25 protein-coding genes are annotated in these 23,201 nt (G+C 34.5%); 12 read left to right on the top strand and 13 right to left on the bottom strand.

From position 1 onward, the window contains the following. Positions 1–21 precede the first annotated feature (21 nt). Positions 22–576: a Crp/Fnr family transcriptional regulator gene (locus tag K345_RS19540; protein WP_053228031.1), complete on the top strand. Its 555-nt coding sequence runs from the start codon at positions 22–24 to the stop codon at positions 574–576. A 156-nt stretch (positions 577–732) separates the two neighbouring features. Beyond that, positions 733–1,869 carry an acyltransferase family protein gene (locus K345_RS23760; RefSeq protein ID WP_028972978.1) on the top strand — a complete coding sequence of 379 codons (1,137 nt, stop codon included), beginning with the start codon at positions 733–735 and terminating at the stop codon, positions 1,867–1,869. A 68-nt stretch (positions 1,870–1,937) separates the two neighbouring features. Here the strand turns inward: K345_RS23760 and K345_RS23755 are convergent, their stop codons facing one another. After that, on the bottom strand, positions 1,938–2,528 hold the full coding sequence (locus K345_RS23755; RefSeq protein ID WP_425423278.1) for a methyl-accepting chemotaxis protein: 591 nt from the start codon (positions 2,526–2,528) through the stop codon (positions 1,938–1,940). A gap of 938 nt (positions 2,529–3,466) precedes the next feature. Beyond that, complete coding sequence (locus K345_RS0103360) at positions 3,467–4,714, bottom strand: acyl-CoA thioester hydrolase/BAAT C-terminal domain-containing protein (protein WP_028972977.1); 1,248 nt, start codon at positions 4,712–4,714, stop codon at positions 3,467–3,469. A gap of 287 nt (positions 4,715–5,001) precedes the next feature. Between K345_RS0103360 and K345_RS22100 the strand changes: the two genes are divergently transcribed. Both K345_RS22100 and K345_RS0103350 read left to right on the top strand, forming a co-directional pair. Then, on the top strand, positions 5,002–5,565 hold the full coding sequence (locus K345_RS22100; protein WP_028972976.1) for an AAA family ATPase: 564 nt from the start codon (positions 5,002–5,004) through the stop codon (positions 5,563–5,565). Next, a complete protein-coding gene (locus K345_RS0103350) occupies positions 5,558–5,995 on the top strand; it encodes an N-acetyltransferase (RefSeq protein WP_211227825.1) in 438 nt (145 codons plus the stop codon). The genes K345_RS22100 and K345_RS0103350 overlap by 8 nt, the downstream gene beginning before the upstream one ends. Positions 5,996–6,096: 101 nt before the next feature. Here the strand turns inward: K345_RS0103350 and K345_RS0103345 are convergent, their stop codons facing one another. After that, positions 6,097–6,813 carry a 3-keto-5-aminohexanoate cleavage protein gene (locus tag K345_RS0103345; RefSeq protein ID WP_028972974.1) on the bottom strand — a complete coding sequence of 239 codons (717 nt, stop codon included), beginning with the start codon at positions 6,811–6,813 and terminating at the stop codon, positions 6,097–6,099. 187 nt (positions 6,814–7,000) lie between these two features. Between K345_RS0103345 and K345_RS0103340 the strand changes: the two genes are divergently transcribed. Continuing rightward, complete coding sequence (locus tag K345_RS0103340) at positions 7,001–7,516, top strand: lipocalin family protein (protein WP_037571092.1); 516 nt, start codon at positions 7,001–7,003, stop codon at positions 7,514–7,516. A 40-nt stretch (positions 7,517–7,556) separates the two neighbouring features. Here the strand turns inward: K345_RS0103340 and K345_RS0103335 are convergent, their stop codons facing one another. Beyond that, on the bottom strand, positions 7,557–8,444 hold the full coding sequence (locus K345_RS0103335; protein ID WP_028972972.1) for a LysR family transcriptional regulator: 888 nt from the start codon (positions 8,442–8,444) through the stop codon (positions 7,557–7,559). Positions 8,445–8,543: 99 nt separating this feature from the next. On the opposite strand from K345_RS0103335, the gene K345_RS0103330 reads away from it, so the two are divergent. The 3 genes from K345_RS0103330 to K345_RS0103320 all read left to right on the top strand — a co-directional run bounded on the left by K345_RS0103330 (position 8,544) and on the right by K345_RS0103320 (position 11,408). Continuing rightward, complete coding sequence (locus K345_RS0103330) at positions 8,544–9,815, top strand: adenylosuccinate synthase (RefSeq protein ID WP_028972971.1); 1,272 nt, start codon at positions 8,544–8,546, stop codon at positions 9,813–9,815. A gap of 161 nt (positions 9,816–9,976) precedes the next feature. Continuing rightward, a complete protein-coding gene (locus K345_RS0103325; RefSeq protein ID WP_028972970.1) occupies positions 9,977–10,930 on the top strand; it encodes an aldo/keto reductase in 954 nt (317 codons plus the stop codon). 43 nt (positions 10,931–10,973) lie between these two features. Then, a complete protein-coding gene (locus K345_RS0103320) occupies positions 10,974–11,408 on the top strand; it encodes an EamA family transporter (RefSeq protein ID WP_028972969.1) in 435 nt (144 codons plus the stop codon). Here the strand turns inward: K345_RS0103320 and K345_RS19520 are convergent, their stop codons facing one another. From K345_RS19520 to K345_RS0103305, 3 genes are all read right to left on the bottom strand, one after another. Continuing rightward, entirely contained in the window at positions 11,409–12,203 is a 795-nt protein-coding gene (locus K345_RS19520; protein WP_053228029.1) for a tyrosine-protein phosphatase, read from the bottom strand. Between the two features lie 11 nt (positions 12,204–12,214). Beyond that, positions 12,215–12,580, bottom strand: a complete 366-nt coding sequence (locus K345_RS19515) for a response regulator (RefSeq protein WP_037571089.1) — start codon at positions 12,578–12,580, stop codon at positions 12,215–12,217. A 79-nt stretch (positions 12,581–12,659) separates the two neighbouring features. Next, a complete protein-coding gene (locus K345_RS0103305; RefSeq protein ID WP_156888285.1) occupies positions 12,660–14,462 on the bottom strand; it encodes a biosynthetic peptidoglycan transglycosylase in 1,803 nt (600 codons plus the stop codon). Between the two features lie 80 nt (positions 14,463–14,542). On the opposite strand from K345_RS0103305, the gene K345_RS0103300 reads away from it, so the two are divergent. Beyond that, positions 14,543–15,901, top strand: coding sequence for an MATE family efflux transporter (locus K345_RS0103300; protein WP_028972967.1), 1,359 nt, complete (start codon positions 14,543–14,545; stop codon positions 15,899–15,901). Between the two features lie 8 nt (positions 15,902–15,909). Beyond that, entirely contained in the window at positions 15,910–16,116 is a 207-nt protein-coding gene (locus K345_RS0103295; RefSeq protein ID WP_028972966.1) for a SlyX family protein, read from the top strand. Here the strand turns inward: K345_RS0103295 and K345_RS0103290 are convergent. Genes K345_RS0103290 through K345_RS0103275 form a run of 4 tightly spaced genes read right to left on the bottom strand, consistent with a single transcriptional unit; the run spans position 16,113 to position 20,626 of the window. Then, positions 16,113–17,381 carry a valine--pyruvate transaminase gene (locus K345_RS0103290; RefSeq protein WP_028972965.1) on the bottom strand — a complete coding sequence of 423 codons (1,269 nt, stop codon included), beginning with the start codon at positions 17,379–17,381 and terminating at the stop codon, positions 16,113–16,115. The genes K345_RS0103295 and K345_RS0103290 overlap by 4 nt on opposite strands. Positions 17,382–17,387: 6 nt before the next feature. Next, positions 17,388–19,049 carry a Na/Pi cotransporter family protein gene (locus K345_RS0103285; RefSeq protein ID WP_028972964.1) on the bottom strand — a complete coding sequence of 554 codons (1,662 nt, stop codon included), beginning with the start codon at positions 19,047–19,049 and terminating at the stop codon, positions 17,388–17,390. Positions 19,050–19,055: 6 nt separating this feature from the next. Further along, positions 19,056–19,706, bottom strand: coding sequence for a hypothetical protein (locus K345_RS0103280; RefSeq protein WP_028972963.1), 651 nt, complete (start codon positions 19,704–19,706; stop codon positions 19,056–19,058). 11 nt (positions 19,707–19,717) lie between these two features. Further along, positions 19,718–20,626, bottom strand: coding sequence for a hypothetical protein (locus K345_RS0103275; RefSeq protein ID WP_028972962.1), 909 nt, complete (start codon positions 20,624–20,626; stop codon positions 19,718–19,720). Between the two features lie 36 nt (positions 20,627–20,662). On the opposite strand from K345_RS0103275, the gene K345_RS0103270 reads away from it, so the two are divergent. Next, on the top strand, positions 20,663–20,932 hold the full coding sequence (locus K345_RS0103270; RefSeq protein ID WP_028972961.1) for a hypothetical protein: 270 nt from the start codon (positions 20,663–20,665) through the stop codon (positions 20,930–20,932). On the opposite strand, the gene K345_RS19510 is transcribed toward K345_RS0103270, so the two are convergent. Further along, positions 20,929–21,654, bottom strand: a complete 726-nt coding sequence (locus K345_RS19510; RefSeq protein WP_053228028.1) for a metallophosphoesterase family protein — start codon at positions 21,652–21,654, stop codon at positions 20,929–20,931. The genes K345_RS0103270 and K345_RS19510 overlap by 4 nt on opposite strands. A gap of 27 nt (positions 21,655–21,681) precedes the next feature. Between K345_RS19510 and K345_RS0103260 the strand changes: the two genes are divergently transcribed. Then, on the top strand, positions 21,682–22,263 hold the full coding sequence (locus K345_RS0103260; RefSeq protein ID WP_037571085.1) for a hypothetical protein: 582 nt from the start codon (positions 21,682–21,684) through the stop codon (positions 22,261–22,263). On the opposite strand, the gene K345_RS0103255 is transcribed toward K345_RS0103260, so the two are convergent. Beyond that, positions 22,247–23,191, bottom strand: a complete 945-nt coding sequence (locus tag K345_RS0103255) for a tocopherol cyclase family protein (RefSeq protein ID WP_028972959.1) — start codon at positions 23,189–23,191, stop codon at positions 22,247–22,249. The genes K345_RS0103260 and K345_RS0103255 overlap by 17 nt on opposite strands. Positions 23,192–23,201: the final 10 nt, after the last annotated feature.

Genomic DNA, 23,201 nt, shown 5'->3' with positions numbered 1-23,201 from the left:
CTTAGCAACTAATATAATTATATGGAAGACTTAATTCGTGATTATATCCAAGTTTTGTATAAGAGAATTGATCCAAAGTATGATATCTCTGAAAATAATCTGCAAAGCTGGCTATTATCATTTTATCAAATGTTAAATCAATTAGCTGTCCTTCCCTATGAGAAAGTAAAAACAGGCCTATCAATATTAAAATATCAGCGTATCAATTCTGGAGAGCATTTTGTTCACATTGATACTACTCCTGATAAATTAGCTTTTATTGCGAATGGACTTTTTCGTGTCTATTATATATCTGATGATGGTAGTGAAAAAATCCTTGTATTTCGAGGAAAGGGGAGTATGTTATCAGCATTTTCAGCCTTTCTTGAAAACAGAAAATCATGGTTCGGAATTCAGGCCCTTGAAACATCCGACCTTATTTATATTACCTTTAATGATTACCAAAAACAGATACAAAGTGATTCTTACTGGCAAATAGTTAATTCTCGCTACATTGAATTATTGTTTGTCGAGAAAGAAAAGAGAGAACGGGAGTTATTATCTGATAATGCTGAAACACGTTATAAACATTTTTAAAAAGGTATCCTGCCTTAGCCAATCGTGTTAAACAGTATCATATTGCCTCTTATCTGGGTATTACACCTGTTGCTTTAAGTCGTATACGAAAAAGTATGAGATGATCTCTAAACCTATGTTAATGAAATAATTCACACTCTCCTTAATAATAGAATTATGATTGAAACTAATAGACAAAATGACTCTACTTATTTTTTCAACAATATACGTGCAACAGTAGTATTACTTGTGATCCTTCTCCATGTTGTGTTGGCGTATTCTGCTAATTCAGATAAATGGTGGATAGTCGTCGACAATCAAAAATCAGTAATAGCTGATATTTTAGCTGGATCATTGGATATCATGCTTATGTGTATCCTTTTTTTCATTGCAGGATATTTTGCATATCCTTCGTTTATGAAATGTAATAGCTTACAGTTCTTTATCAAAAAAATTAAGAATCTGATGTTTCCTTGGCTCATGGGGGTATTATTTTTAAATCCCTTTCTTGTGAATGTTATTCAGTTTCAAAGGGACAACAACATTGCTTTAATAAGCAATACTCTATCCTATTACAAACAAATGATTATACAGGACAGGTCCGGGTCACAAAACTTTTTTTCACATTACCATTTCTGGTTTCTATCTTTGTTATTTTACTTCTTTTTTGGTTTTATATTGTTCAAAAAAATACATCACATAAGAAAGAATGTAGTAAAGAGTTTTGTAACAGATATCATTTTATTAGTTATCATTTCCTCCTTAGGCTATTTTCTGTTTTATTCCCTCTTTGAAGATAAATGGTTTGCAATTTCAATAATACAATTTCAGATTTCAAGAATTATCCCATATATTGCTTTTTTTATTTTTGGAGTACGATCATATTCAAATGGATGGATATATAAAATGAGCACCTTGAGAAAGCCGTTGATACACCTGACTATATCAATAGGATTTACACTATTATATTTATTGTTCTATGTTTATGTGAACTCACAAAATTCTTCATTATTGCTTTTATCAATAAGCTTTATGAGATATTTGATTTGCACATATTATCTGCTTATTTTTCTATCCATTGGTAAACAGTTTTTTGATACAAAGACCTTTTTCTCTGATATTTTATCAAGGTATTCATTTGGTGTGTATGTTATACATTTAGATATGACCATACTATTTTCAATCATATTTATACGAATGAATCAAATAAGTCCTGAGATCAAAATAGTTTTTGTTTTCATACTAACCGTTATTACCTCTTATATAATTGTAATTTCGTATAATAAGATTAGAAGAAAAATACAGTTGCATTGACACTAATCAGAGATCTCTTATTGGTACATTTCTTCTCTCTTCCTCTATAGATCCCAAGTAAAATGAATTTACTCTGCTGGTGAGGATAATGCTATTACTGGTTTAGAAGATTCAATTGCTTTAGTGTTATTATTTCTACCAAACTGTTCCAATTCCTGAAATACTAATTCAAGGTTCTGAGAGATTTCATTTGATTGCTGAGCGAAGTCTGCGACTCCAACAACTGCTGCACTTATTTGGGACATTCCTTTCCTCTGTTCTTGACTGGCTGAATTAATATTAGCAACTTGATGTACCGTTTCTTTGATATTTGAGATTAGTCTATCCAGACTTTCCGCTGCATTTTGTGATACACTCACCATTTCTTTAGTGACCGTTTCGATTTCATTAGCGGCTTTCTGACTTGTTTCTGCAAGTTTTTTAACTTCTCCAGCTACAACGGCAAATCCTTTCCCCACTTCACCAGCTTGGGCGGCTTCTATTGCTGCATTTAAGGCAAGCATATTGGTCTGCCTAGCTATGTCTTGAATAATTGCATTCTTTACAACAATCCTATTTACTGCTTGTATCGAATCTTCTACTGCCTGTCTTGTGCTATCTGCTTCTTTTTCAGAGTTTCTCGCATTTATTTCTGTATTACTTGAATAATCGGCATTCATTTCTATTGTTGAAGTGATTTGCTCAACCGACGCACTCACCTCTTCTGATGCGGCAGCTAATTGAGAAGCTCCACTGGTTAATCCCTCAATATGTTCATTCACATCAGAACTTAGTTTATCCTTAAGCTTCCTTAGTTGTGTTTTCTCTGTAATATCAGTGACCACTTCAATATGACCTATTTTACGTCCCCTTAGATTAGTAAGGAAACTAGTCTCCACATGAAAATTCATTCCAAATTGGTCGAAAAGGGTTTCGTCTCGGCCTTTTCTGAGGCAATGGACTCCACAATCCTTGGTATTACATATTTTTGCGCCCCAATTAGAACAATGTTTTCCGAGTGATTCCTTTCTTTTCTTTTTGAGCATATCCTCTACGGGTTTGTTAATAAAAGTCCAGTTCATATTCAGATCTGTAACTGAAATAGGTTGTTCCATGTGATCCAATAGCTGAGCGAACCAATTGTACGTTTCAAAATAATTTTTAAACATTCCTATGATAGAGATAAGATAGCTTCCTGCAAGTATGGGAGCCAAAATATAAAGATCTGTTAGCTTTTGCCCCAGAGCCAGCTGTAGCGATAAGACGATTATTAAATTCATAACAAGACCTATAATGGTAATCTGAATAAATCTATTTTTCTTCATACAAAAACTCCCTATATTTAACAGTAACCAGGGGTACTGTTAATATATAAATCTCAACAGTCGCGACTAACCAGATTCAGTGCATATTCAATCAATTCGTTTATTATTAAAATCTAGTTGTTGGACTAATGCGCTGTCAAGAAAAAGTCTTGTGTATGGTAACAAAGAAAACAAGCTTTTCTTTTAATCCATGTGTATAAAATCAAGTCATCAACTTCGAAATGATCGATTTCTTTTTTGAGCTTTAGTATTCTTCTAGGAGTCTCTACGTTCTTAGGTAAGGGGAATATAGCTTATTTTAGATGATTTATTACTTGTTCCCACAAATCTGTATTGGCCTTGTAACACTCTTCTTTATCTTGCTTTTTTGATTCAAGAAGGGGTGGGACATGGGGAATGTTAAAAATATGACCAGCATTTTCATAATTTACCCAGTTAATTAATGTATTCTTCCCTTCCATATCCTTACACATTATAGAAGACGGCCAGGTCAAATCTTTTGATCCACTGACTATTAATGTAGGGGCTTGTATATCTTCAACTTTAATTCTGGCCTTTTCAAGATCATGGGTATTAGCTTCTTCAATGGCCTTTTTATGTATATCTAACAAATAGCCTGGTTCCATAAAGAGGTTAAGTTTTGTATTGTTCGGGTATTTTAAAAAGGCCAGCTCTTTATTCTGTAACTTCCAAGATCCTATATTTTTATTCTTACCCAAATAAGCTCCTTCAAAGCAATAAGAACTTGGAGATATAGCGATGATAGAATTGATTTTATCCTTGTATATAGATCCTAGTAGAAGAGCTAATTCCCCTCCCTTTGATAGACCTATCAGGCCAGTTTTGTTTCCTAAGGTTTCTTCCCTGTCGATTAGCCAATTAATAGATTTGTGAAAATACTCAAGGTTTATTTCTGTTAAGGTTCTAGGCTGATTGTTCACACCTTTATAGCTAAAATAGGATAAGGCCAGTGTATTATAACCTTCATTACTTAGAAGGGCGGCATATTGTTCACTCCAGAATAAATCACCCATAGATCCACCAAGAATGACAAGAGTCGGGCGCTTTGTCTTTTCTTTGTAATAATACTTGCCAATAAAATCATCTTTAATCACCATTGTTGATATATCCGCTGATTTTAATTGGCAATTGATTTTTCTGTAATCAATTTGTTGGTTATTGATTGTAATTCTAATATCAAGGATTAAATTACTATCATTTAATTTTACGAAACTTGCTGTGTAGTTTTCAGCAGTGATATTTTTTTTCTTCATGTTTTCATAAATTTTGAAGCCTAAATTGTCAAATAAGTGTTTACTATAAATACGATCAAAACTTGCATTCCGAACAATATCATCGATGGTAAAACTATAGTGATTATCCTTTGCCTCTAAGCTTATTTGGCTAATCCATTTCTGACGGTTTTCATCCAGTATAGTTGTATCTATTTGAATATGGTCTCTTTCTTTTATGTTATTGATAAGGCATTCTAATTTGTGGCTGATTATACCCTTTGTCCAATTATATTTTACTTCAATCATGGTTACCTCGATTTAATCATATTCTAGGATCTTATTACATCGAATAATTTAATACAATCTTATTATACAGGACCTTATTTTTGATGGAAGGAATAAGAATGGACAATATTTCTATTCAATGTTAAATTCATTTAGGTCGTGCCTATCTCGTCATTAAACATAGATGCCCTTTTGTTTGATGTTCAAAAATCACTTCAATTGATTCAAGGTATATAAATACAACAAACCCCTCAAAAATCTGAATTTAGGTATTCCAAATATAACAATAAACCACAAGGAGTATACTTATGCCTATAGAGAAATCTAACTACTTCATTTTAACAGGAGCCATGGGCGGTGGCAAATCAACTGTAATAAGATCACTAGAACAAAAGAATATTAAATGTATTCCTGAACCGGCAAGAGAGATATTAACCGAGCAACGATTAATATCAGCTACAGGTGTTCCTGAAGAGGACTCTGATTTATTTACACAATTAATGCTTTCACGAGCCACTTCTTATTATAAGAATAATAGGGACTTTCAAAGTAATTGTATTATTTATGACAGAGGTATACCTGACTTGATTGCTTACGCAGAGTTGTTTGGTTTAGATACTGGTATCTATTATAAAGCAGCAAAACAGTACACCTACAATCCAATTGTTTTTTTCTTTAAAGGATGGCAGGATATATACTGCACAGATGAGGAACGAAAGATGACCTATCAACAGGCTTCTGATTTTGGAGAAAGAGTTTGTGATATATATAATGAACTAGGATACCAGACAATAGAGATCCCAAAAGTTAGCAGTTCTGACAGAGCACTATTTATAGTCAACACAATACAAAATGGAGGTCCAAATGAATAACATCATAATCCGGGATTTTACACCAAATGATATTCCTGCCATAGTAGATATCTGGTATGAAGTATCCCTAGATGCTCACAAGTTTATTGCAAAAGAATATTGGGCTAATAACAGAGACATTATGGAAAAAAAGTATATTCCTCAATCGGAAACATATATAGCTATTCACAATGAACAGATTGTAGGCTTTGTCTCATTAATTGACAATTATTTAGCGGCCATATTTGTTAGGATAGAATATCAAGGTAAAGGAATAGGCAGTGATTTATTAAATCATGTCAAAGCTATTAAAAAACAACTTTCTTTAAAGGTTTATAGCAAAAATACCAAGTCGAAAGCTTTTTATCAATCAAAAGGTTTTAATATAATAGAAGAAACGGTTGATCCTGATACAGAAGAAAATGAAGTTTTGATGTTGTGGAAAAGATAGACTCGGTCACAAATGTTAAAATAATGTGACTTGTTGCACTAGATGGCAGAGTTACTATTCATTGGAAAAGGAAGATAGAGTTTAAATCGTTGAGTTTATTTTCAGATTAATAATCTTTCTGCTTCTTCAAATAATTCAATATTGTTTTTGGCTCTTCTACCATTTTCAAAGTAGAGGGTGTCTTCCATTCCAATCCTAGTATCATAACCTTTTTCTTTTGCTAATCGTAATACAGGCCATGCTGTCTTGTTAAAGCCATGGAGTAAGCGTGGTGTCTTTATATTATGCTGATCTAATAGTTCTTCAATTCCTTCAATAGTGTTTATTGTTCTTTCCATATCAACTTCATCTGTTTCAATTAAAATTCTATAACAGGAGGAGACATAGGGACTTTCTATAAATCTATTAGCTGCTTCTAAAGTGTCTAATCCAGCTTCAATATAAACACCTTTTTCTATCAATGCCTGTACGACATCTGTTACATTATCCTCAATGAAATTAACGGATATAAAATCTGGGCAGATCTGCCAAGATCTAATGTGTTCAAGTCTCTTGGTTATATTAGGTTCAATCCAATCTCCAGAACTTATTCCTATTTTAATATCCTTTGACACTTCTTTAATGGTAGTTATTAATTTAGTTACATCCGATGAGGATAGGCTTTCGTTTCCTGCAACATCATAGCAGTGAATATGAAATACATTATTACCCCGCTTGTAAAGTTCACTTACTTCTTGGTGAATTTCTTGTAAAGACTGAGGAATATGAGGATGTTCTGATTTTGCACGGGCTCCGTTTAGTGCTATTTTTATTAACATAGGCTTTCATTATATTCAATTAATCTAGGTGGATAAAGGTAGAATATAAGTTTATCGTCATTCTGATATAGGGGAGACTTTTTAATGCTGGCCTTATCAAGAGAATCGAATAAGAGCATCATTATTTGTTTTATAATGAATATAATTAAATCTATAAGTTTTCTATATTCCTTCAAGGAGAATAAAAATGAAAATTGTATTTCTTAGTATCATGATTCTTATCAGTGACTTTGTGTATGCCATTCCCAATGGAGTGAAACCTATAGACCAACTGGATGTGGGTAAATACATGGGGAAGTGGTATGAGATCGCCCGATTAGATTTCTATTTTGAAAAGGGATTAAATAATACAACAGCAGAATATTCTCTTAAAAATAATGGAAAGATAAAAGTAGTGAATAGGGGTTATGATTTTGAAAAAGATAAGTGGAAGGTGGCAAAAGGAAAGGCTAAATTCCAGACAGATATTCGAAACGGTGCTTTGAAGGTCTCATTCTTTGGTCCCTTCTATTCTGAATATAACATTATAAGTGTTGATAATGATTACAGCTACGCCCTTGTGATTGGCAAAAATACAGAATATATGTGGATTTTATCTCGTAATAAAACTATTCCTGAAGAGCTAAGAAGTAAATATCTGAACTTAGCACAGAAAGCAGGAATCCTGGTAGAGAACTTAATCTGGGTTGAACATGGTAATTAAGAAGATAGGAACTCAAGTACTGTTAGATTCAATAAATCCCTTAGTTTTTAGTAAATATTTCATAAAATTCCTTCACAGTATTTGTTAAGACAATATCTTTGATTTTAATGATACCTATAGAACGTGAAGGAATCGGTTCCTTCACATTAACCATGTATACTTCTTTTGTAGACAATTCTTTTTCTATAAAATCCTTTGTTACAAAGGATATTCCGAAATCAGCAGCAGCAAATTTCGTTAACATATCAATACTGCCCAACTCCAATTCTGGTTTGCATTCAACTTTATTACTGGAAAAATATTGATCAATAAATCGACGCATATTGGTTCCTTCTTCCAGTAATATTAGTGGGTACCGGGTTAAATACTGTAAAGGAACAGGTTCTTTAAAGTGATCTTTGAATTGTTCTCCACAGATAAAACAGTCTTGAAGAGTTTTAATATTCTGCAGTTCGATGTTTTCATTTAGCTTATTAGGCAAGTTTATAAATCCAAGATCAATTTCACCTTTTTGTAAGGAATGAATGATTTGATCAGTCGTCATGTTATAGACATGAAGTCTAACTTTAGGATGTTCCTTTCTGTATTGCTTCAGGTAGTCAATTAAGTAATGTGAACAAAGTGTGTCACTAGCTCCAAAACGAATGGCACCTGTATGCGAATTATTGAGCTCCTCTAATTTGGATTCGGCACTTTTGATAGTATGAAAGGTTTGGTTGATAGAGGTATATAACCCTTTTCCTTGTTCTGTAAGGGTTACCCCTTTAGGTGTGCGAATGAAAAGGGAGAAGCCAATGTCTTCTTCCATTTGTTTAATTGTTTGGCTAACTGCTGGTTGAGATATATGTAGTAAAGAGGCCGCTCTAGATATACTCTGTTCACTAGCAACATGATAAAATACTTTGTACCATTCCCAACTAATATTCATATAACTTCTACTTATGCCTCCCATAATTAATATCAATTATACTAATCATTATAATTGCTTTTATACTAGGGCGTTGTTTTTGTGATTAAGGAGTTCAATATGAGTGTAAGCGCTGTAGTTGGTGCCAACTGGGGTGATGAAGGAAAAGGTAAGATTACAGATTTATTAGCACAGGAGGCGGACTTTGTTGTACGTTTTCAAGGGGGTAATAATGCTGGTCATACAATAATTAATGAATATGGTAAGTTCCAACTTCATCTACTGCCATCGGGAGTGTTTAATCCAAACACCACCAATGTCTTGGCCACTGGTGTTGCTGTTAATATCGAAGCTTTTTTAAAGGAATATAAAGAGTTAATAAGTCGAAGCGTTCCAGAACCAAATATTAAAATAAGTCATCGTGCACAAGTTGTGCTACCTCATCATATATTATTGGATAAGTTGGAAGAAGAAAGGTTAGGTGCAAAACAGTTTGGATCTACCAAGAGCGGAATGGCTCCTTTTTATTCAGATAAGTACTTAAAGATTGGTATTCAAGTAGCAGACTTGTTTGATTATGATAGCTTATTAGACAAAGTTAAACGTAATATTGAGAAGAAAAATATTCTAATGGAATATTGCTATAAAACGACAAAGTTAGAAGCTGTTACGATAACAGATTACTTGTATCAATTAGGGCAGGAAATTAAAAGGTTTACCTGTGATACAAGAAAACTTTTACTTGATAATCTTGATAAAAACATACTAATGGAAGGTCAATTAGGAGCTCTTAAAGACCCTGATCATGGTATCTATCCCATGACGACATCTTCTAGTCCTTTAGCTTCTTTTGCTCCTGTAAGTACAGGATTGCCTGCAAGAAGTCTTGAAAAAGTGATAACTGTTGTTAAAGCCTATTCAAGCTGTGTTGGTGCGGGTCCTTTTGTCTCTGAAATCTTCGGAGATGAAGCTGACCAGCTACGTTCTAAAGGGGGAGATGATGGTGAGTATGGAGCTACGACAGGACGGCCCAGGAGAATGGGGTGGTTTGATGTTGTAGCTACCAAATATGGTTGTGAACTACAGGGGACAACAGACGTTGTATTATCTCTTCTTGATGTCTTGGGTTATCTTGACGAAATTCCTCTTTGTGTTGCCTATAAATTAGGTAAAGACGTGATACATGATTTTCCCACGTTTAGTGACTTAGAAAGAGCCACTCCTGTCATTGAAACTATGAAAGGTTGGAAGTGTGATATATCCCATATTAGGAAGTTTGAAGATTTACCTCAGGAAGCACAGGACTATACTAATAAGATAGAAGAACTTATTGGTTGTCCTATTACTTATATTTCCGTTGGATCCAAACGGGATGATATTATTATTCGATAAATTTATTAAGAGAGCAGATAGGGTTATACTATCTGCTCTTATCCTTTATTAATTCTGTTTTCTTCCAGAGAACCTCTTTCCTCTTTCATACATCTCAGCTTTAGACATCATTATTTGACTCTATGAAATAAATTGTTAACTTGGATACTAGAGGAGTTATAATGAGTAAGAGAATGAAAATAAATAATACTGATTTACTAATATCACCTATCAATCTTGGTGGTAATGTCTTTGGTTGGACACTGGATGAAAAACAATCCTTTGGAATATTGGATAAGTTTGTAGATAGTGGTTTTAACTTCATTGATACTGCTGATATATATTCCCACTGGGCTCATAATAGTGCTGGTGGTGAATCAGAAACAATTATTGGTAATTGGATGAAATCACGGAATAACCGTGAGGATATCATTATTGCGACAAAAGTAGGTGGGGCCAGTAGTGTGCATCCTAAGGATACCAGTAAATCACACATTCTTAGTGCTATTGATAAAAGCTTAAAACGCTTAAAGACTGATTATATTGACCTGTATTACACTCATTTTGATGACGAGATAACCCCTGTTGAAGAAACCTTATCTGCTTATGATGAGCTAATTAAAGCAGGTAAAGTAAGATATATAGCTGCTTCGAATATAAGTCCTGAACGATTAACCAAAACAATGAATATTGCTGACAAGGAAAATCTTCCTAAATATGTGGCATTACAGCCTCACTATAACCTAGTGGTTCGTGAAGGTTTTGAGCAACAATATGCCCCCCTTGCTAAAGAGTATGAATTTAGTGTCTTTCCCTACTGGTCTCTAGCATCAGGATTCTTAACTGGTAAATACAGGAGTGATGAAGATTTTAATAAGACTGCCAGAGGTGGAGGGATCAAAGAATATTTTGATGATAGAGGAAAAGCCATACTTAGTGCTTTAGATAGGGTGTCTCAAAAGCATAACACTACACAAGCTGCTGTGTCCTTGGCCTGGTTGATTAATAATCCGCTTGTTACTGCTCCTATTGCAAGTGCTACCAAAGATACTCATATTGATACTATGGTTAACGCTGTGAATCTGCATTTGGATGAAGATGATGTTATTTTATTAAACAAAGCTAGTGCCAAGTAATTTAGTATTGCATATAGCCCAATAAATTAATTATCATATTAATATGTTTCAAACATCTTCATGGTTTATGTGGGCTATTCTCTCTGCTATATTCGCTGCATTAACGGCTATTTTTGCTAAGATTGGTATACAGAATATAAATTCCGACATGGCAACTCTGATAAGAACCTGTTTTATCGTTGTTATATTGGCTGTATATGTTTGGGGTACAAAGAAATGGACTAATCTGGAGAGCTTATCTTTGAAGACTTGGATATTCCTTGGCTTGTCAGCCCTGGCTACTGGTGTATCCTGGGTTTGCTATTTTAGAGCTCTTCAAATAGGGGATGCTTCTAAAGTAGCTCCTGTAGACAAATCCAGTCTTGTTCTTATAGCCCTGTTTGCCTTTATATTTTTAGGAGAACGTCCCCCAATAAAAGATTGGATAGGTATAGCTATGGTTGCTGGGGGCGTTCTTGTATTGGCTCTTAAACATTAGTTATTCTAGAAAGATTTCTTTGAGTCGTCCCTGTTTATATTCATCGATAAGGAGAATCTTTGAAGCATACTCTTTAAAACTTCCATAGTCCTTGTAAATGGTCTTAAAAGCTTCTTTGAGATAAGAGGGGCGGACTTCTGTGAGTGGTCTTATCATTTCAGGATCAAACCTATAAAACAGGGAAAGCAATTTAGCTTTAAACATATTATGCTCTATAAAAGAATCTAAAAACAAATTTGACAGGAGATAATCCTCCATAATGAGGTCATCTCCTACTCCCAGTAATTTGTATATTAGAGCGGTTCCAAATCCTGTTCTGTCTTTACCAGCCGCACAGTGATATATTTGAGGTAAGTTTTTATGTGGATGATCTATGATATCATTTAACCATTTACTATAAGTAACAGAGTATTTCTTAACCAAGATTTGTCCAACCTTTACCAGAAAATCTTCAGGATTTCCAGAAGCCTTTCCTCTTATGACCTGAAGGAATTCTCTTTTTAGATCTATTCCTGCTACTTCTATAGGGTAATGTTTGTAAGCCGTTTCTTTGGGGAGCCTGTCTTGTTTTCGAATTTCTTTGTTGTCTCGAAAATCAATAATTTTTTTTATCTTTCTTCTCGATATTTCTTCTCTATCTAATCTTGTTGTTTTATTTAATGCTGCCGATCTATAAAGTAAATTAGTACGTATCCATCGACCTTCATCGGTAGGTAAACCACCAATGTCTCGCATATTTAGAACACCTTCCAGTGGAACAGTTCTTTCTCTATGGAGTTTTAAATTTAATGACATATTGCCTCATGTTACAAATTAAGAGCTTGTTTTACCTCTGTGAAAAGGTCCTCATATTTGACTGGTTTTACTAAATAAGCTGTAGGTTCTACCTTACTTGCTTCTTCACGGATTTTCTTATCACCGTACCCAGACAAAAAGATTACTTTACCCAGGAATCCTTGTTCCCGTAGACTCTTAATTGCTTCTATTCCTGATAGTTCTCCCTTTAATCTTATATCACATATAATCAAGTCAGGGTTTATCTGTAGAGCCTGTTGTATCGCTTCCTCTCCTGTATCAACCTGCCCACAAACATTATATCCTTTGGATAAAAGTTTCATCTTTAAGTCTAGTCCTATGAGGACTTCATCCTCTACAAGAAGAATGTTTTTCATATGAATCCAATATCCGACGATATGTGCATAAATAATAGCTCCATTCTATTAATTATCATTATAAAAATTAGAAAATCAATTATTTATCTAAATCCTTATAGAATAGAGGAGGCTTTTCTATGGCTTTGTCGTATTGTTCCTGAGTAATTCGTTGTCTTTGTAGCATCACCAGGAAGTAGTATTTCATGTGCTTAAACCACGAGGATGATATTTGCCCTGATTCATAGATACTGTAATAACTTGAAGGAGCTGGAAGAATACTGGTCAAGTAAACGGCTTCCCCTATGGTTATATCTTTGGGGTCTTTGTTAAAAAAGTGGTGTGATGCTTGATATATTCCATGGATATCAGGACCAAATTCGACGACATTAAGATAGAGTTCTAATATCCTTTCCTTTAGTATTCCAGCCTGTAACTCTACTAGGTATACGAGGAAAGCCTCTTGAAGTTTTCTTGAAATAGTTCTTTCTTGTGTTAAAAACAAATTCTTTATTAGCTGCATTGTTATTGTGCTGGCTCCCAGTTGAACTTCACCTTCTTCCATATTCTTTTCTAGGGCCTGTTTTAATGTTAACCAGTTAATTCCGTTGTGAAAGAAGAAATCTCCGTCTTCCCCAGTGAGTACTGCTTTAGGTATCCATTCAGACATTTCTTCTAATCTTACAAATTTGTATTCATCATCAATACCTGTTTTGGAGATCATTTTGTCTATGACTTGGGGTTTTGAGGATGCTTTTTTTTGTGCGTAATCTCTCCAGTACTGATTTTGCTTTCGTGTATGCTCTGATACTTTATCCATCCATTCCATACTCACATCTTTGTAAGCTGGTATTGATAAGTGATGTTTCGTGGATGAAGAACTGATATCATAGGTAAATGAGTTGTTAAGCTTGAAGACATCAATGTTATCAGGAATTTTCAGCACTCTAAAATCTTTTACTATGGGATTACTTTGTACAGTCATTTTACTTATATTGTTAAGAGGTATATTATAACTCCCCGACCATTTGAAATCCCCTTCAACCTTCATCTGTTTAATGGAACCGGCAATAGCTTCTGGTATAGAATCTATTATTGTCTGTATTTTGGTTTCAGGTATTGTTGCCTTTAACAGAAGGTTCCCTTCTTTGTAACGGACATCAATTTGTGACTTTAAATCATTTAATATGAGTGACATATTGTTGATTGTAATATCATTAATTTGATAATTGTTGTTATAGGATATATGAACAGGACCTGATAATTTTAGGTCCTCTGTTTCAATAATATCATTAGCTATTAAGGGATATCGGATTTGCAGTGAGTTAAGATCCACTGCCCAGTTTGCCTTTATGGATGAACTTAGATCAATATCACTCACTTTAATATCATAGAGACTTTTAACTAGAGTGATGTCTGCCTTCGGAAATATAAAATCTTCTATATTCCCACGGGCATGAATACTTCTCTTCGCCTTATCATATTCCATATTTATTATATGTTTTGTATTTAGTGTGGTTACTTGAAGTTCAGGCTTGTCCTTGTTTTTGAAGATTAAAGCAGCTCTCATTTGTAAATGTGTTGAGCCATGTCTATAACTAATATCCGCCATGGGTATGACAATGCTATCAACAGCTGTAGATTTTAAAAGAACTGTTGATTTATCACTGATATAAAGGAGTTTGTCTTTCCAATTCACAGACATTTTCTGAAATATTACCTTATTGGGAAAGTGATATTTAAAAGAGTCTGTTTCAATATTTATATCTTGTTCGAGTGCCTTTGATTTTACTTCATTCCATTTTTGTGGAAGTAGATAGTACTGAATGTATAAATTAAATAGTACATAGAGAAGTATTAGAAGAGCGACAGAAGACATCGGTATAATTATTAACTTCTTCACAGGTTACTATAGTACTTAGGACTTAGCCATTATTCAATATGGGGTTGTTATTTCAAAGGAATAGATGTAAAAAATCATCAATGAAAAGGCGATATGAGTTCAAAACTATATTATTGATGGGTATTCCATTACTCTTTAGTCGATTAAGTAATTATTTTCATCAGGTAACTGACTCAATGATGATGGGCCATTATCAACAGGGAAGTGATTCTCTAGCGGCTTTAGCCATGGCAGGTTTATTCATATGGGTTTTCAATACGATGTTGTGGCCTTTGGGAAGTGGAGTGCAAGCTGTATGTACACGACGTGAAGGAAATGAAAAACTTAAACCTCAACCAGACTTAACGCTTGTCGGGCTTGTTTTGGATAACGGCATTTTGTTGGTTTCAACTATAGCTCTTATTGCTATGTTTTTGTCTTTGTCTGCTCCATTCTTTATGACGATCCTTCTTAAGGATGATAACATTAGGACTATAGCTTTAGAATATATTAGAATCCTTAGATGGACTTTTCTACCTTTAGGGTTAAGTGCGGTTATGCAACGTTTTTTGGGTGCTGTTCATAGACCACGCTATGTAATGATATCAAGTATCTTATCTAATGTTCTAAATATTGTTCTAAATTACTTTTTAATATTTGGTAAAGGAATATTTCCTCAGTTGGGAATCACTGGTGCCGCGTTAGGTACATTAATAAGTCAATGTATTGCTTTAATATTTTTATTAACAGTACTAAAGATTGATAAATATTTTGCGAAATATGAAGTCTTTCATTTTAAAAAGATGAACTTCAAAATGATGCAAAATATCTTTCGATTGGCTTATCCCATTGCCTTACAAAATGGTACAGCTTTTATTGTATTGATGATATTTGAGTCTTTTGTCGGGAATGTAGGATCTGCTTACTTAGCGGCTACTCATGTAGTCTTCAGTTCTTTTCGGATCAATAAAACTCTGGTTGGTGGTTTTGGTCTAGCTGCCTCTATACATGTTGGAAATGCTTTAGGTGAAAAGAACACAGACCAGGCCATTCGCTATGCTAGAACGAGTAAGGTATTCGCTTATATTGTTGGTATGTTAGTCTTTATTGCTTTCTTCTTTTTCCCTGAAGTAATGGCTAGAGCCTTCTCTTCAGAAGGAGATACTATTGCTGTGATTGCTAAGGCTTTGCACTTCTTTGCTCCTTTTTATTTTATAGAAATACTGGGCTTCTCCTATGAGCTTATTTTTGTATCTAATGGGTGGTCAAAATTTGTGTTATTGAGTGAAATGTTTACTAATGTTGTTTTTATTATTGGTTTTTCTTATTTAGCTAGCATTATAGTTCCAGGTAATATTTATTATATTTGGCTGGGCTTTGGTTTATATCAGTTGTTTCATTCTTTCATTATTCATGGTGGATACTATAGCCGAAAATGGTTGTTGGCTAGAACAGAGTAGGAGGTAAGATGTTAGAAGATAGAGTTGATAAATTAGAAGTGACATTATCATATCAAGAACAGGTCATTGAGGAACTAAGTAAACAAATTTATGAACAGCAAAAATTGTTGAGTCAACAAGCGTTAATGATAGAGAAGATGAAGAAAAAGCTTAAAGATTTAGAGGATCTTGCAGATGATTCTAAACCAGCAGATCAAAGGCCACCCCATTATTAAGCATTGCTTTTCATTAGCCTAACTTCCTCTGCAATTATCCTAATTCCTTCTTCAATGACAGAAGGAGGCTGAGCAAAATTGATACGAATACATTCATGAACATGTCTGTTCTGGGCGTAACTTATGTTTGATCCAAAGAAAAAATAACGTCCTGGTACGATAACGACCCCTTTGGGCTTAAGTCGTTTATATAGCTCCATTGTGTCTATCCCCATATTGGGGAGCCAAAGCCATAAGAATATAGCCCCTTGGCTTAGGTGTATGCGATAAGGTAAATCATGAAAATATTTCTCTATATAATGCTGAGCTTCTTTTGATTTTTCTTTATAATAGGGCTTTATATAAGATTTTGATATTTCAATGATTTGACCCGACTTGATTATTTCTGAAGTTAATAATTGTCCAATCGTCGTATTAGCCAAACTCATAATCGCATTAACTGAGGATATAGCTTTAATAATATCAGGCTTTGCAATAATAATTCCGGTTCTTGCAGAAGGGAGTCCGAGTTTACTTAAACTAAATCCCATAATAATATTATCATTCCATATAGGATTGGTGTCTGTAAAAATGATATTAGGAAAGGGAGAGCCATAGGCATTATCAATAAGTAAAGGAATGTTATGTTTTTGGGCTAATTGATTTAAATGTAGTAATTCTTTATCTGTGATTACATTTCCTGTAGGATTGGTTGGACGGGAAATACAAATGGCAGAGATACTGTCATCTATGTGTATTGATTCAAAATCAATATGGTATTTAAATTGATGTTCTCCCATTAGGGTAATCTTGGGTGGTATGGCCACAAAATGATCTTCCCCAATTCCTTGATCTGCATATCCAATGTATTCGGGCATTAAAGGGAGTAATATCTTTTTGTTTGTTATACGTCCTTTCGTTGTGTATTGGCCTGACAGGAGATTGAAGAGAATAAAGAATGCACTTTGGCTTCCATTTGTTATAACTATATTATCTTGGGTAAGGTTCCAACCATATTGCTTTCTCATTAATTGGGCGATCGATTCTCGATACTGGAGGTTTCCATCTGGAGCATCATACTGGGTTAATGCTTTCTCAAAAACACTTCCCTGTTTCAATATTTGTTCCATACGTTGATGCCATAGAGCATCAACTTCAGGAATAGAACCTGGATTCCCTCCACCTAGCATATATGGGGTATCAATAGTTTGATCACTTAGATCATCCATTAGTTCTAGAATACCCGAGCTTTTAGTTAGTTTTTTACCAAAATCAGACCACTCCATAAGTTTTTACTCTTCTTTTTTATGATTTGCCTGAGCAATATTGAGGCAGTAGTCACCAATATGTTCAAGTTGTCGAATGATTTCCATAAAGGTCAATTCTCCTTTAAGGTCTCCACCTGCTTTGATTTCTTTTCTGGATATCTTAGTTAAACGACTACGATTCTCATTAATGGCTTTCTCCATCATATTCGCTATATCTAATGAGTTTTCTTGCAATTGCTGGTTTAGGAGATCTGTATTATATCTTAGGAAATCAAGGATTTGAAAAGAATATTCCGTTATTTGTTTGAGTGATTCTTGATGAAAGTTAAGAGATTTCCGTCTTTTTTTCATCAAATAGCTAGCCGCTTTCAAACTGGCATCAGCAACACTTTCCAATTCGACAATGATACGTGACAAACTAGTTATTTCTTTACGCTGGGGTTCTGAAAGATTATCCATAGTGCACTCTGATAAGAATAGGGACAGTTCTTGTTCCATCTCGTCAGTATAGTTTTCCAGTTTGCGTATTTTCTTAAATAATACTTCCCCTTTCTCTTTATCAGCATCAATCATATCCAAAAATAGCATCGTTAGGTCTGAAACCATTTGGGACATGCGCCCTACTTCTTTTCGGGCATTAATAAGGTTAATATCTGCACGGTCTGGTAAATTATTACGGATAAAGGGAACTCTGTAATTACTAGGTTCTGATTCCTTTTTAATAATCATATAATCAGTTATCTGGGCAATTATTGGAATGAACCATACTGTAATGAATACATTAGTGACGTTAAATAGGGTATGGAAGGCTGCTAAGTGAAAATTTATATTTAACCTGTTTTCCGGACTACCAGGTACAATTTGGTCGATTAATTTTAAGAAAGGTGTTAGAAAAATGACCATCCACAAGGCTCCAAAGGTATTGAATAAGAAATGTGCTCTAGCAGCTCGTTTTGCTTCTCTATTCATTTCTACTGAGGCCAGATAGGCTGTAACTGTTGTTCCAATATTTTCCCCAATGATGAGTGCTGCTGCCATATCAAAGTTGATCCAACGATTATAAGCAAAGGTCAGGGTTACGGTCATTGCCGCACTTGATGATTGTAATAAAATAGTAAAGGCTCCTCCAATTAAAACGAATAAGATTCTTGAAAAGAATCCATATCCTGTTATGGAGTGTATAAAGTCTATAGCCATAATATTGCTTGTTAAATTCTGAACTGCATCTTTCATCTCTCCCAGTCCCAGAAACAACAAACCAAATCCAAGAAATATTCTGCTTATCTCATTTAACTTATCCCTTTTGCTAAAGTAAAAGGGCAGACTTAGAGCAATTGCTGGTAAGGCAACACTTGTGATGTTGATTTGGAATCCCAGTAAGGACACAATCCAGGCTGTGAAGGTTGTTCCTATGTTAGCACCCATTATCACTGCTATCGACTGAGTTAAATTTAGTAACCCTGCATTGACAAGACTAATGAGCATTACCGTAGTAGCAGATGAGGATTGAATGATAGATGTAATAAGTAATCCCGTTAATATTCCCTTAATAGGATGACCGGCAAACGTCTGTATATAATTACGGATTCTGCTTCCTGTTGTCTTATATAAGCTATCAGAGAGCATCTTCATTCCATAGAGAAATATGCCAAGTCCTCCAATGGCGTATATTAAATAGGCAAACATTACTACTTACTCCTTGAGATACTCGTTATTACCATGGGTTTCAATAAATTTTCTAAAGTCTTTCGTATGTTTTATACGTTTAAATCCTTCTCCCATTTTATCTTTATCACTAAATTTAATCCGTGAGGAAACATTTAAATATTCAATGGCCGTGTCTATATGAATAATATAAGGAGGAAGTCCTTTGTTTAGTAAGTAGTAATTAACAATCATATTTTCTGTTCGATGGTTTCCTTCAAAGAATAGTTGAGGGAAGCTTAAAGCTTGGCCGTAGTATTGAGCTGCTATTTTGTAGGGGTTGTGTTTAAGGGCATTGCGTTTGTACCAGTCATATATTGGTTGTATACGTGATTGGAAATTTTTTCTGGTAGTTTCTAGGTGTTGATAGTGTTCTCGCCTCACTCGTTTATCTGTTCCACAGAGTACAATATGATTCAATTCAAGCATATTATAGAGACCAGATAAGCTGAATAAGTCAATGTCACGAGACCATAAGCTGTTTAGGAATTCATAACCTTCCATTAGTTGACTTATGATAGTTTTTGTAAAGTCTTCTCGTCTCATTTCCAAATTATCATTAATATGATCAAAATTTTTCTGAAAATGCTTGAAGTTTTTTTCAATTGCTTTGAGGTCAAAGCCTTTATATTTATTCATTACCTATCCTTCTATTTAGCTCTCACAAGTATAGGCAGAATCTCCTCAATATTTTGATATTCACTTAGCTCTTTAATAAAACGTTTACCGTCTTGGGGATATCCCGCAGTTTTCTGTAAATGAGGATAATGATTCTGCCAGTAGTGATTAAATTGATGCATAGCTACTTCTCTAGCATACTTAGCAAAAAGTGACGATAGGGCTGTAGCAAAAAACTGATCATCAGCCTTTTGTTCAAAAGTAATGTTTGCTTGTCCTACTTCATAAGAGCTGCGTAACTGACCTTCTTGAAAGGCCCTAATACTCTGATGTGGGTACAATTCAAGAAGCCAATCTCCATAGAATCGTCTACCTCCCTGTTTATCTATAATTATTGTTATGTCTTTGTGTACTTTTGGAAACAAGGGGCTTAATAGAATCTGAGTCGTCCTGCCCTTGTTGGGATATTTCTGTAGAGTCTGATTGAAGGTCAGAGCAGGAACAAACTGGAGCTTAATTTGTTTTAGGTGAACATTAAGAGATTGGAGATAGACAGATAATTTTTGTGCTCTTTCCATTAGATGTTCATTGTTCTCATGGAGAGGAAGTTTAATATCATTATGAAGCCAGGGGATAGATTCATAAGTAGTTGATCCTAAATGTAGTAGAAAGTCATTAAAGGAGTCAGGAAGCCTGCCCATAAGTAGATAAAAAAAACAAAGTACTGTCTGTTCTAGTTCTTCTATGCCCTTGTCTGGGGAATATAATTTTTTGGAGTCACAGACCAAGCAGAGAGGATCTTTGGGCGCTGTATCAAACCAGATGTCCTTTAGAATTTCTCTTAAAGGAATTGTACCTTCTGTAGTAAAACCTGAAACAGCTGCAGTATAAGGTCCTAAAATAGGTCCCAATGCTGCTTCATCAATGCCATATATTGTCATATATGTTATTATAAAGGAGTGGAGGATAAATGTCTTATGAAAAAAGTAGGTTTCGTTATACTTATCAGTTTTATATTGATGTCATGTTCTGAGAGTTTTCAACGCAATGTTAAAACCTTTACTAGTGAATATGCTGGGGGCTTAAATCGAACAGTAAGTGTATATTCTGCTAATGGAGAATTAATATCCCAATATAAAGGGAAGATAGATGTCCAAACAAATGAGTATGGCAATAAAGTACTATTTGATTTAAATGGTAAGAGAGTTATTATTTATAATGCTCTCGTTGTGGTAGAAGAGAATTAAATCCCTTTTAATAGACGTTCATAGAGATGAGGTTGGCAGCCCAGTCTCATCATTTTTTGCTGTGTTGTTCTTATATCATACTGGACTTTTTTAAATTCCCATGTGGAGTTATCCCTATCCCAGATTCCAAAGGAAGCTCGTGAGTCCCTATCTCTTGGTTGTCCAACGCTACCAGGGTTAATCATATATTTAGATGTTTTGTGTAGTGTCCAGATCTTGGGGGTTCCTTTTGTTCCTTCAAGGGTATTGTTATTGTATGCAAATATAACAGGAACATGGGTGTGTCCATAAAACAATCGATTATGGGGCATGTTCAAATAGTTTGAAGCAATTGATTGCTCTGTTAAAATATATTCCATAAGAGGATTATTTAAGCCTCCATGTACATATGTGGCTGAATTGTCATCATAAACAGGTTCTAGCTGTAGCAAATAGTCCTTTCCATCAGAACTTAATAATTTTCTATTGATATTGACAGCTTGTTGCGCGTATAAGTTGAAAGAGTCTATAGATAGTTTTCCTGTTATCGCAGCATCATGATTCCCTGATATTGCAATGTGCGGATAATTTAAAAGAAGTTGGATACATTCATTAGGATTTGGTCCATATCCTGTGATGTCTCCTAAGCATAAAATTTTATCCCAACTTCCCTTTGTTGTATTGATGACTGTGGAAAATGCTTCATAATTAGAATGTATGTCAGAGACTACAAGATATCGCATAGTTTTATTTTACAAGGCTTAGGGGAAATGGCAAGTTTAAACCGTATTATAGTTAGAATACAGGATGAATTTAGTTCTGTATGGACATTGTTAGGTGATACAACAATGTTTTTGTCCTCTTTACCTATATTCAACCAATTTGAGAGAAGGTTACGAAACTGGCGTTGGTCTTTAGAACAACAACGTAATAATCCTGATGTCCTAAGGGAAATTCGAAAGGAAGTAATAGACTTTAGGAATGAACTCCGTAAATCAGGATACGATATTAGTCTGGGGTCATATCGTATTAAATTAGAAGGTTTTCGTCATGATGATTGTATGGCTGAAGGTTTTAAACGTATGGTTATGTATATCACCCCCACAGACATTTATTATCTAACAGGAACAGATAATCATATCAATCTAGCTTCGTATCTGGATCGACAGTTAATCAATAAAGGTGCTCTTGGATATCAGCATCAACAGCATTACTTATGGTTTAAATGGCATCAGAAAGTACTTATCCTGTCAGGTGCTGCCAGTGAACCCAAGGAAAGTTTTGAACAGCTTCATTTATTATTAGAAAAAAATCCCATGTTCTTTATTAAACGACTTAAAAAATTAAACTAGTATCTCCACTGATTTCACAACCTCCTGATTTACATTTATCGTAAGATAGAAGTGTATCTTCTCTCTTAAAACTATATTCAATAAAGGCATTGCAAGACTCTTTTATTGTACGATTCATATTGCCCTCTACAGGCGCTTGCAGGCAACCTAAGGATTGTGGTTTAGCTGTTATCTGTAATGACCATTTTTTACGGGTGATTAATATAGTAATGTGATCTGCTGTATGTTCAAGGATAGATATCTTGCTTTTGTTGTAAGTGTTGAAAGTATACAATTGATTTTCACATAAGAGAAAGCAAATAAAGCCATTGAAATTATTACCAATCCAAGGGATACGGGCCAAGGAAAACAAAAGGGAGTTTCCTTCTTCAGAAAATTGATTGCCCTGAATCCAAACCCAGCTAGAGGGAAAGGAACGTCCCCAGTCTTTTTCTATATAACCACGTCCTCCTGTAAAGTTGATTTTATGATTATCAAAATCAAGGTTTCCAGTAATCATATGATCCATTGATATGACACCATGATAGCACTCCATGAATGGTAAGAAAGAAAACGGTCCCATTATACCAGGTGACAATAAATGCCCTGGATAAGGCTTGAGTTCTGTAAAATATAAGGTTCCTGATATACTAGGCTCAATTAAGCTAAGACTTATGTAATTTCTTGCAAATTCATTAGGTCCTATATGAATAGTGAAAGGTTTATCTGTCCATGAGAAATCATCCACAGTATAGCGATTATACCAGGTCTTACCAGAAGATCCATGAATTACTTGTATGAATGAATGAGGATTCTTGCCTTTTGTAATACCAGGAATGATAGCCAAGGTTGATGCGCTCTTTGGTTCTGTTAATTTGTAATACCAACCTTCAAAATAGGGAGCTTTTTTATTTTTGCCCTGATAAAGTACAGGATTATACAAACGCAATAGAGTATCC

Origin of the sequence: Spirochaeta cellobiosiphila DSM 17781 (assembly GCF_000426705.1) — a bacterium.
In the GTDB taxonomy this organism is placed as follows: Bacteria; Spirochaetota; Spirochaetia; order DSM-17781; family DSM-17781; genus Spirochaeta_E; species Spirochaeta_E cellobiosiphila.
The sequence above is the reverse complement of the archived record's forward strand: the minus strand, read 5'-3'. Positions and strand labels throughout refer to the sequence as shown.

What these genes read in the sequence shown, in the direction of transcription:
- K345_RS19540 (WP_053228031.1), top strand. Translation starts at nt 22, where the DNA reads ATGGAAGACTTAATTCGTGATTATATCCAAGTTTTGTATAAGAGAATT.
- K345_RS23760 (WP_028972978.1), top strand. Translation starts at nt 733, where the DNA reads ATGATTGAAACTAATAGACAAAATGACTCTACTTATTTTTTCAACAAT.
- K345_RS23755 (WP_425423278.1), bottom strand. Translation starts at nt 2,528, where the DNA reads ATGAATGCCGATTATTCAAGTAATACAGAAATAAATGCGAGAAACTCT.
- K345_RS0103360 (WP_028972977.1), bottom strand. Translation starts at nt 4,714, where the DNA reads ATGATTGAAGTAAAATATAATTGGACAAAGGGTATAATCAGCCACAAA.
- K345_RS22100 (WP_028972976.1), top strand. Translation starts at nt 5,002, where the DNA reads ATGCCTATAGAGAAATCTAACTACTTCATTTTAACAGGAGCCATGGGC.
- K345_RS0103350 (WP_211227825.1), top strand. Translation starts at nt 5,558, where the DNA reads ATGAATAACATCATAATCCGGGATTTTACACCAAATGATATTCCTGCC.
- K345_RS0103345 (WP_028972974.1), bottom strand. Translation starts at nt 6,813, where the DNA reads ATGTTAATAAAAATAGCACTAAACGGAGCCCGTGCAAAATCAGAACAT.
- K345_RS0103340 (WP_037571092.1), top strand. Translation starts at nt 7,001, where the DNA reads ATGAAAATTGTATTTCTTAGTATCATGATTCTTATCAGTGACTTTGTG.
- K345_RS0103335 (WP_028972972.1), bottom strand. Translation starts at nt 8,444, where the DNA reads ATGAATATTAGTTGGGAATGGTACAAAGTATTTTATCATGTTGCTAGT.
- K345_RS0103330 (WP_028972971.1), top strand. Translation starts at nt 8,544, where the DNA reads ATGAGTGTAAGCGCTGTAGTTGGTGCCAACTGGGGTGATGAAGGAAAA.
- K345_RS0103325 (WP_028972970.1), top strand. Translation starts at nt 9,977, where the DNA reads ATGAGTAAGAGAATGAAAATAAATAATACTGATTTACTAATATCACCT.
- K345_RS0103320 (WP_028972969.1), top strand. Translation starts at nt 10,974, where the DNA reads ATGTTTCAAACATCTTCATGGTTTATGTGGGCTATTCTCTCTGCTATA.
- K345_RS19520 (WP_053228029.1), bottom strand. Translation starts at nt 12,203, where the DNA reads ATGTCATTAAATTTAAAACTCCATAGAGAAAGAACTGTTCCACTGGAA.
- K345_RS19515 (WP_037571089.1), bottom strand. Translation starts at nt 12,580, where the DNA reads ATGAAAAACATTCTTCTTGTAGAGGATGAAGTCCTCATAGGACTAGAC.
- K345_RS0103300 (WP_028972967.1), top strand. Translation starts at nt 14,543, where the DNA reads ATGAAAAGGCGATATGAGTTCAAAACTATATTATTGATGGGTATTCCA.
- K345_RS0103295 (WP_028972966.1), top strand. Translation starts at nt 15,910, where the DNA reads ATGTTAGAAGATAGAGTTGATAAATTAGAAGTGACATTATCATATCAA.
- K345_RS0103290 (WP_028972965.1), bottom strand. Translation starts at nt 17,381, where the DNA reads ATGGAGTGGTCTGATTTTGGTAAAAAACTAACTAAAAGCTCGGGTATT.
- K345_RS0103285 (WP_028972964.1), bottom strand. Translation starts at nt 19,049, where the DNA reads ATGTTTGCCTATTTAATATACGCCATTGGAGGACTTGGCATATTTCTC.
- K345_RS0103280 (WP_028972963.1), bottom strand. Translation starts at nt 19,706, where the DNA reads ATGAATAAATATAAAGGCTTTGACCTCAAAGCAATTGAAAAAAACTTC.
- K345_RS0103275 (WP_028972962.1), bottom strand. Translation starts at nt 20,626, where the DNA reads ATGACAATATATGGCATTGATGAAGCAGCATTGGGACCTATTTTAGGA.
- K345_RS0103270 (WP_028972961.1), top strand. Translation starts at nt 20,663, where the DNA reads ATGAAAAAAGTAGGTTTCGTTATACTTATCAGTTTTATATTGATGTCA.
- K345_RS19510 (WP_053228028.1), bottom strand. Translation starts at nt 21,654, where the DNA reads ATGCGATATCTTGTAGTCTCTGACATACATTCTAATTATGAAGCATTT.
- K345_RS0103260 (WP_037571085.1), top strand. Translation starts at nt 21,682, where the DNA reads ATGGCAAGTTTAAACCGTATTATAGTTAGAATACAGGATGAATTTAGT.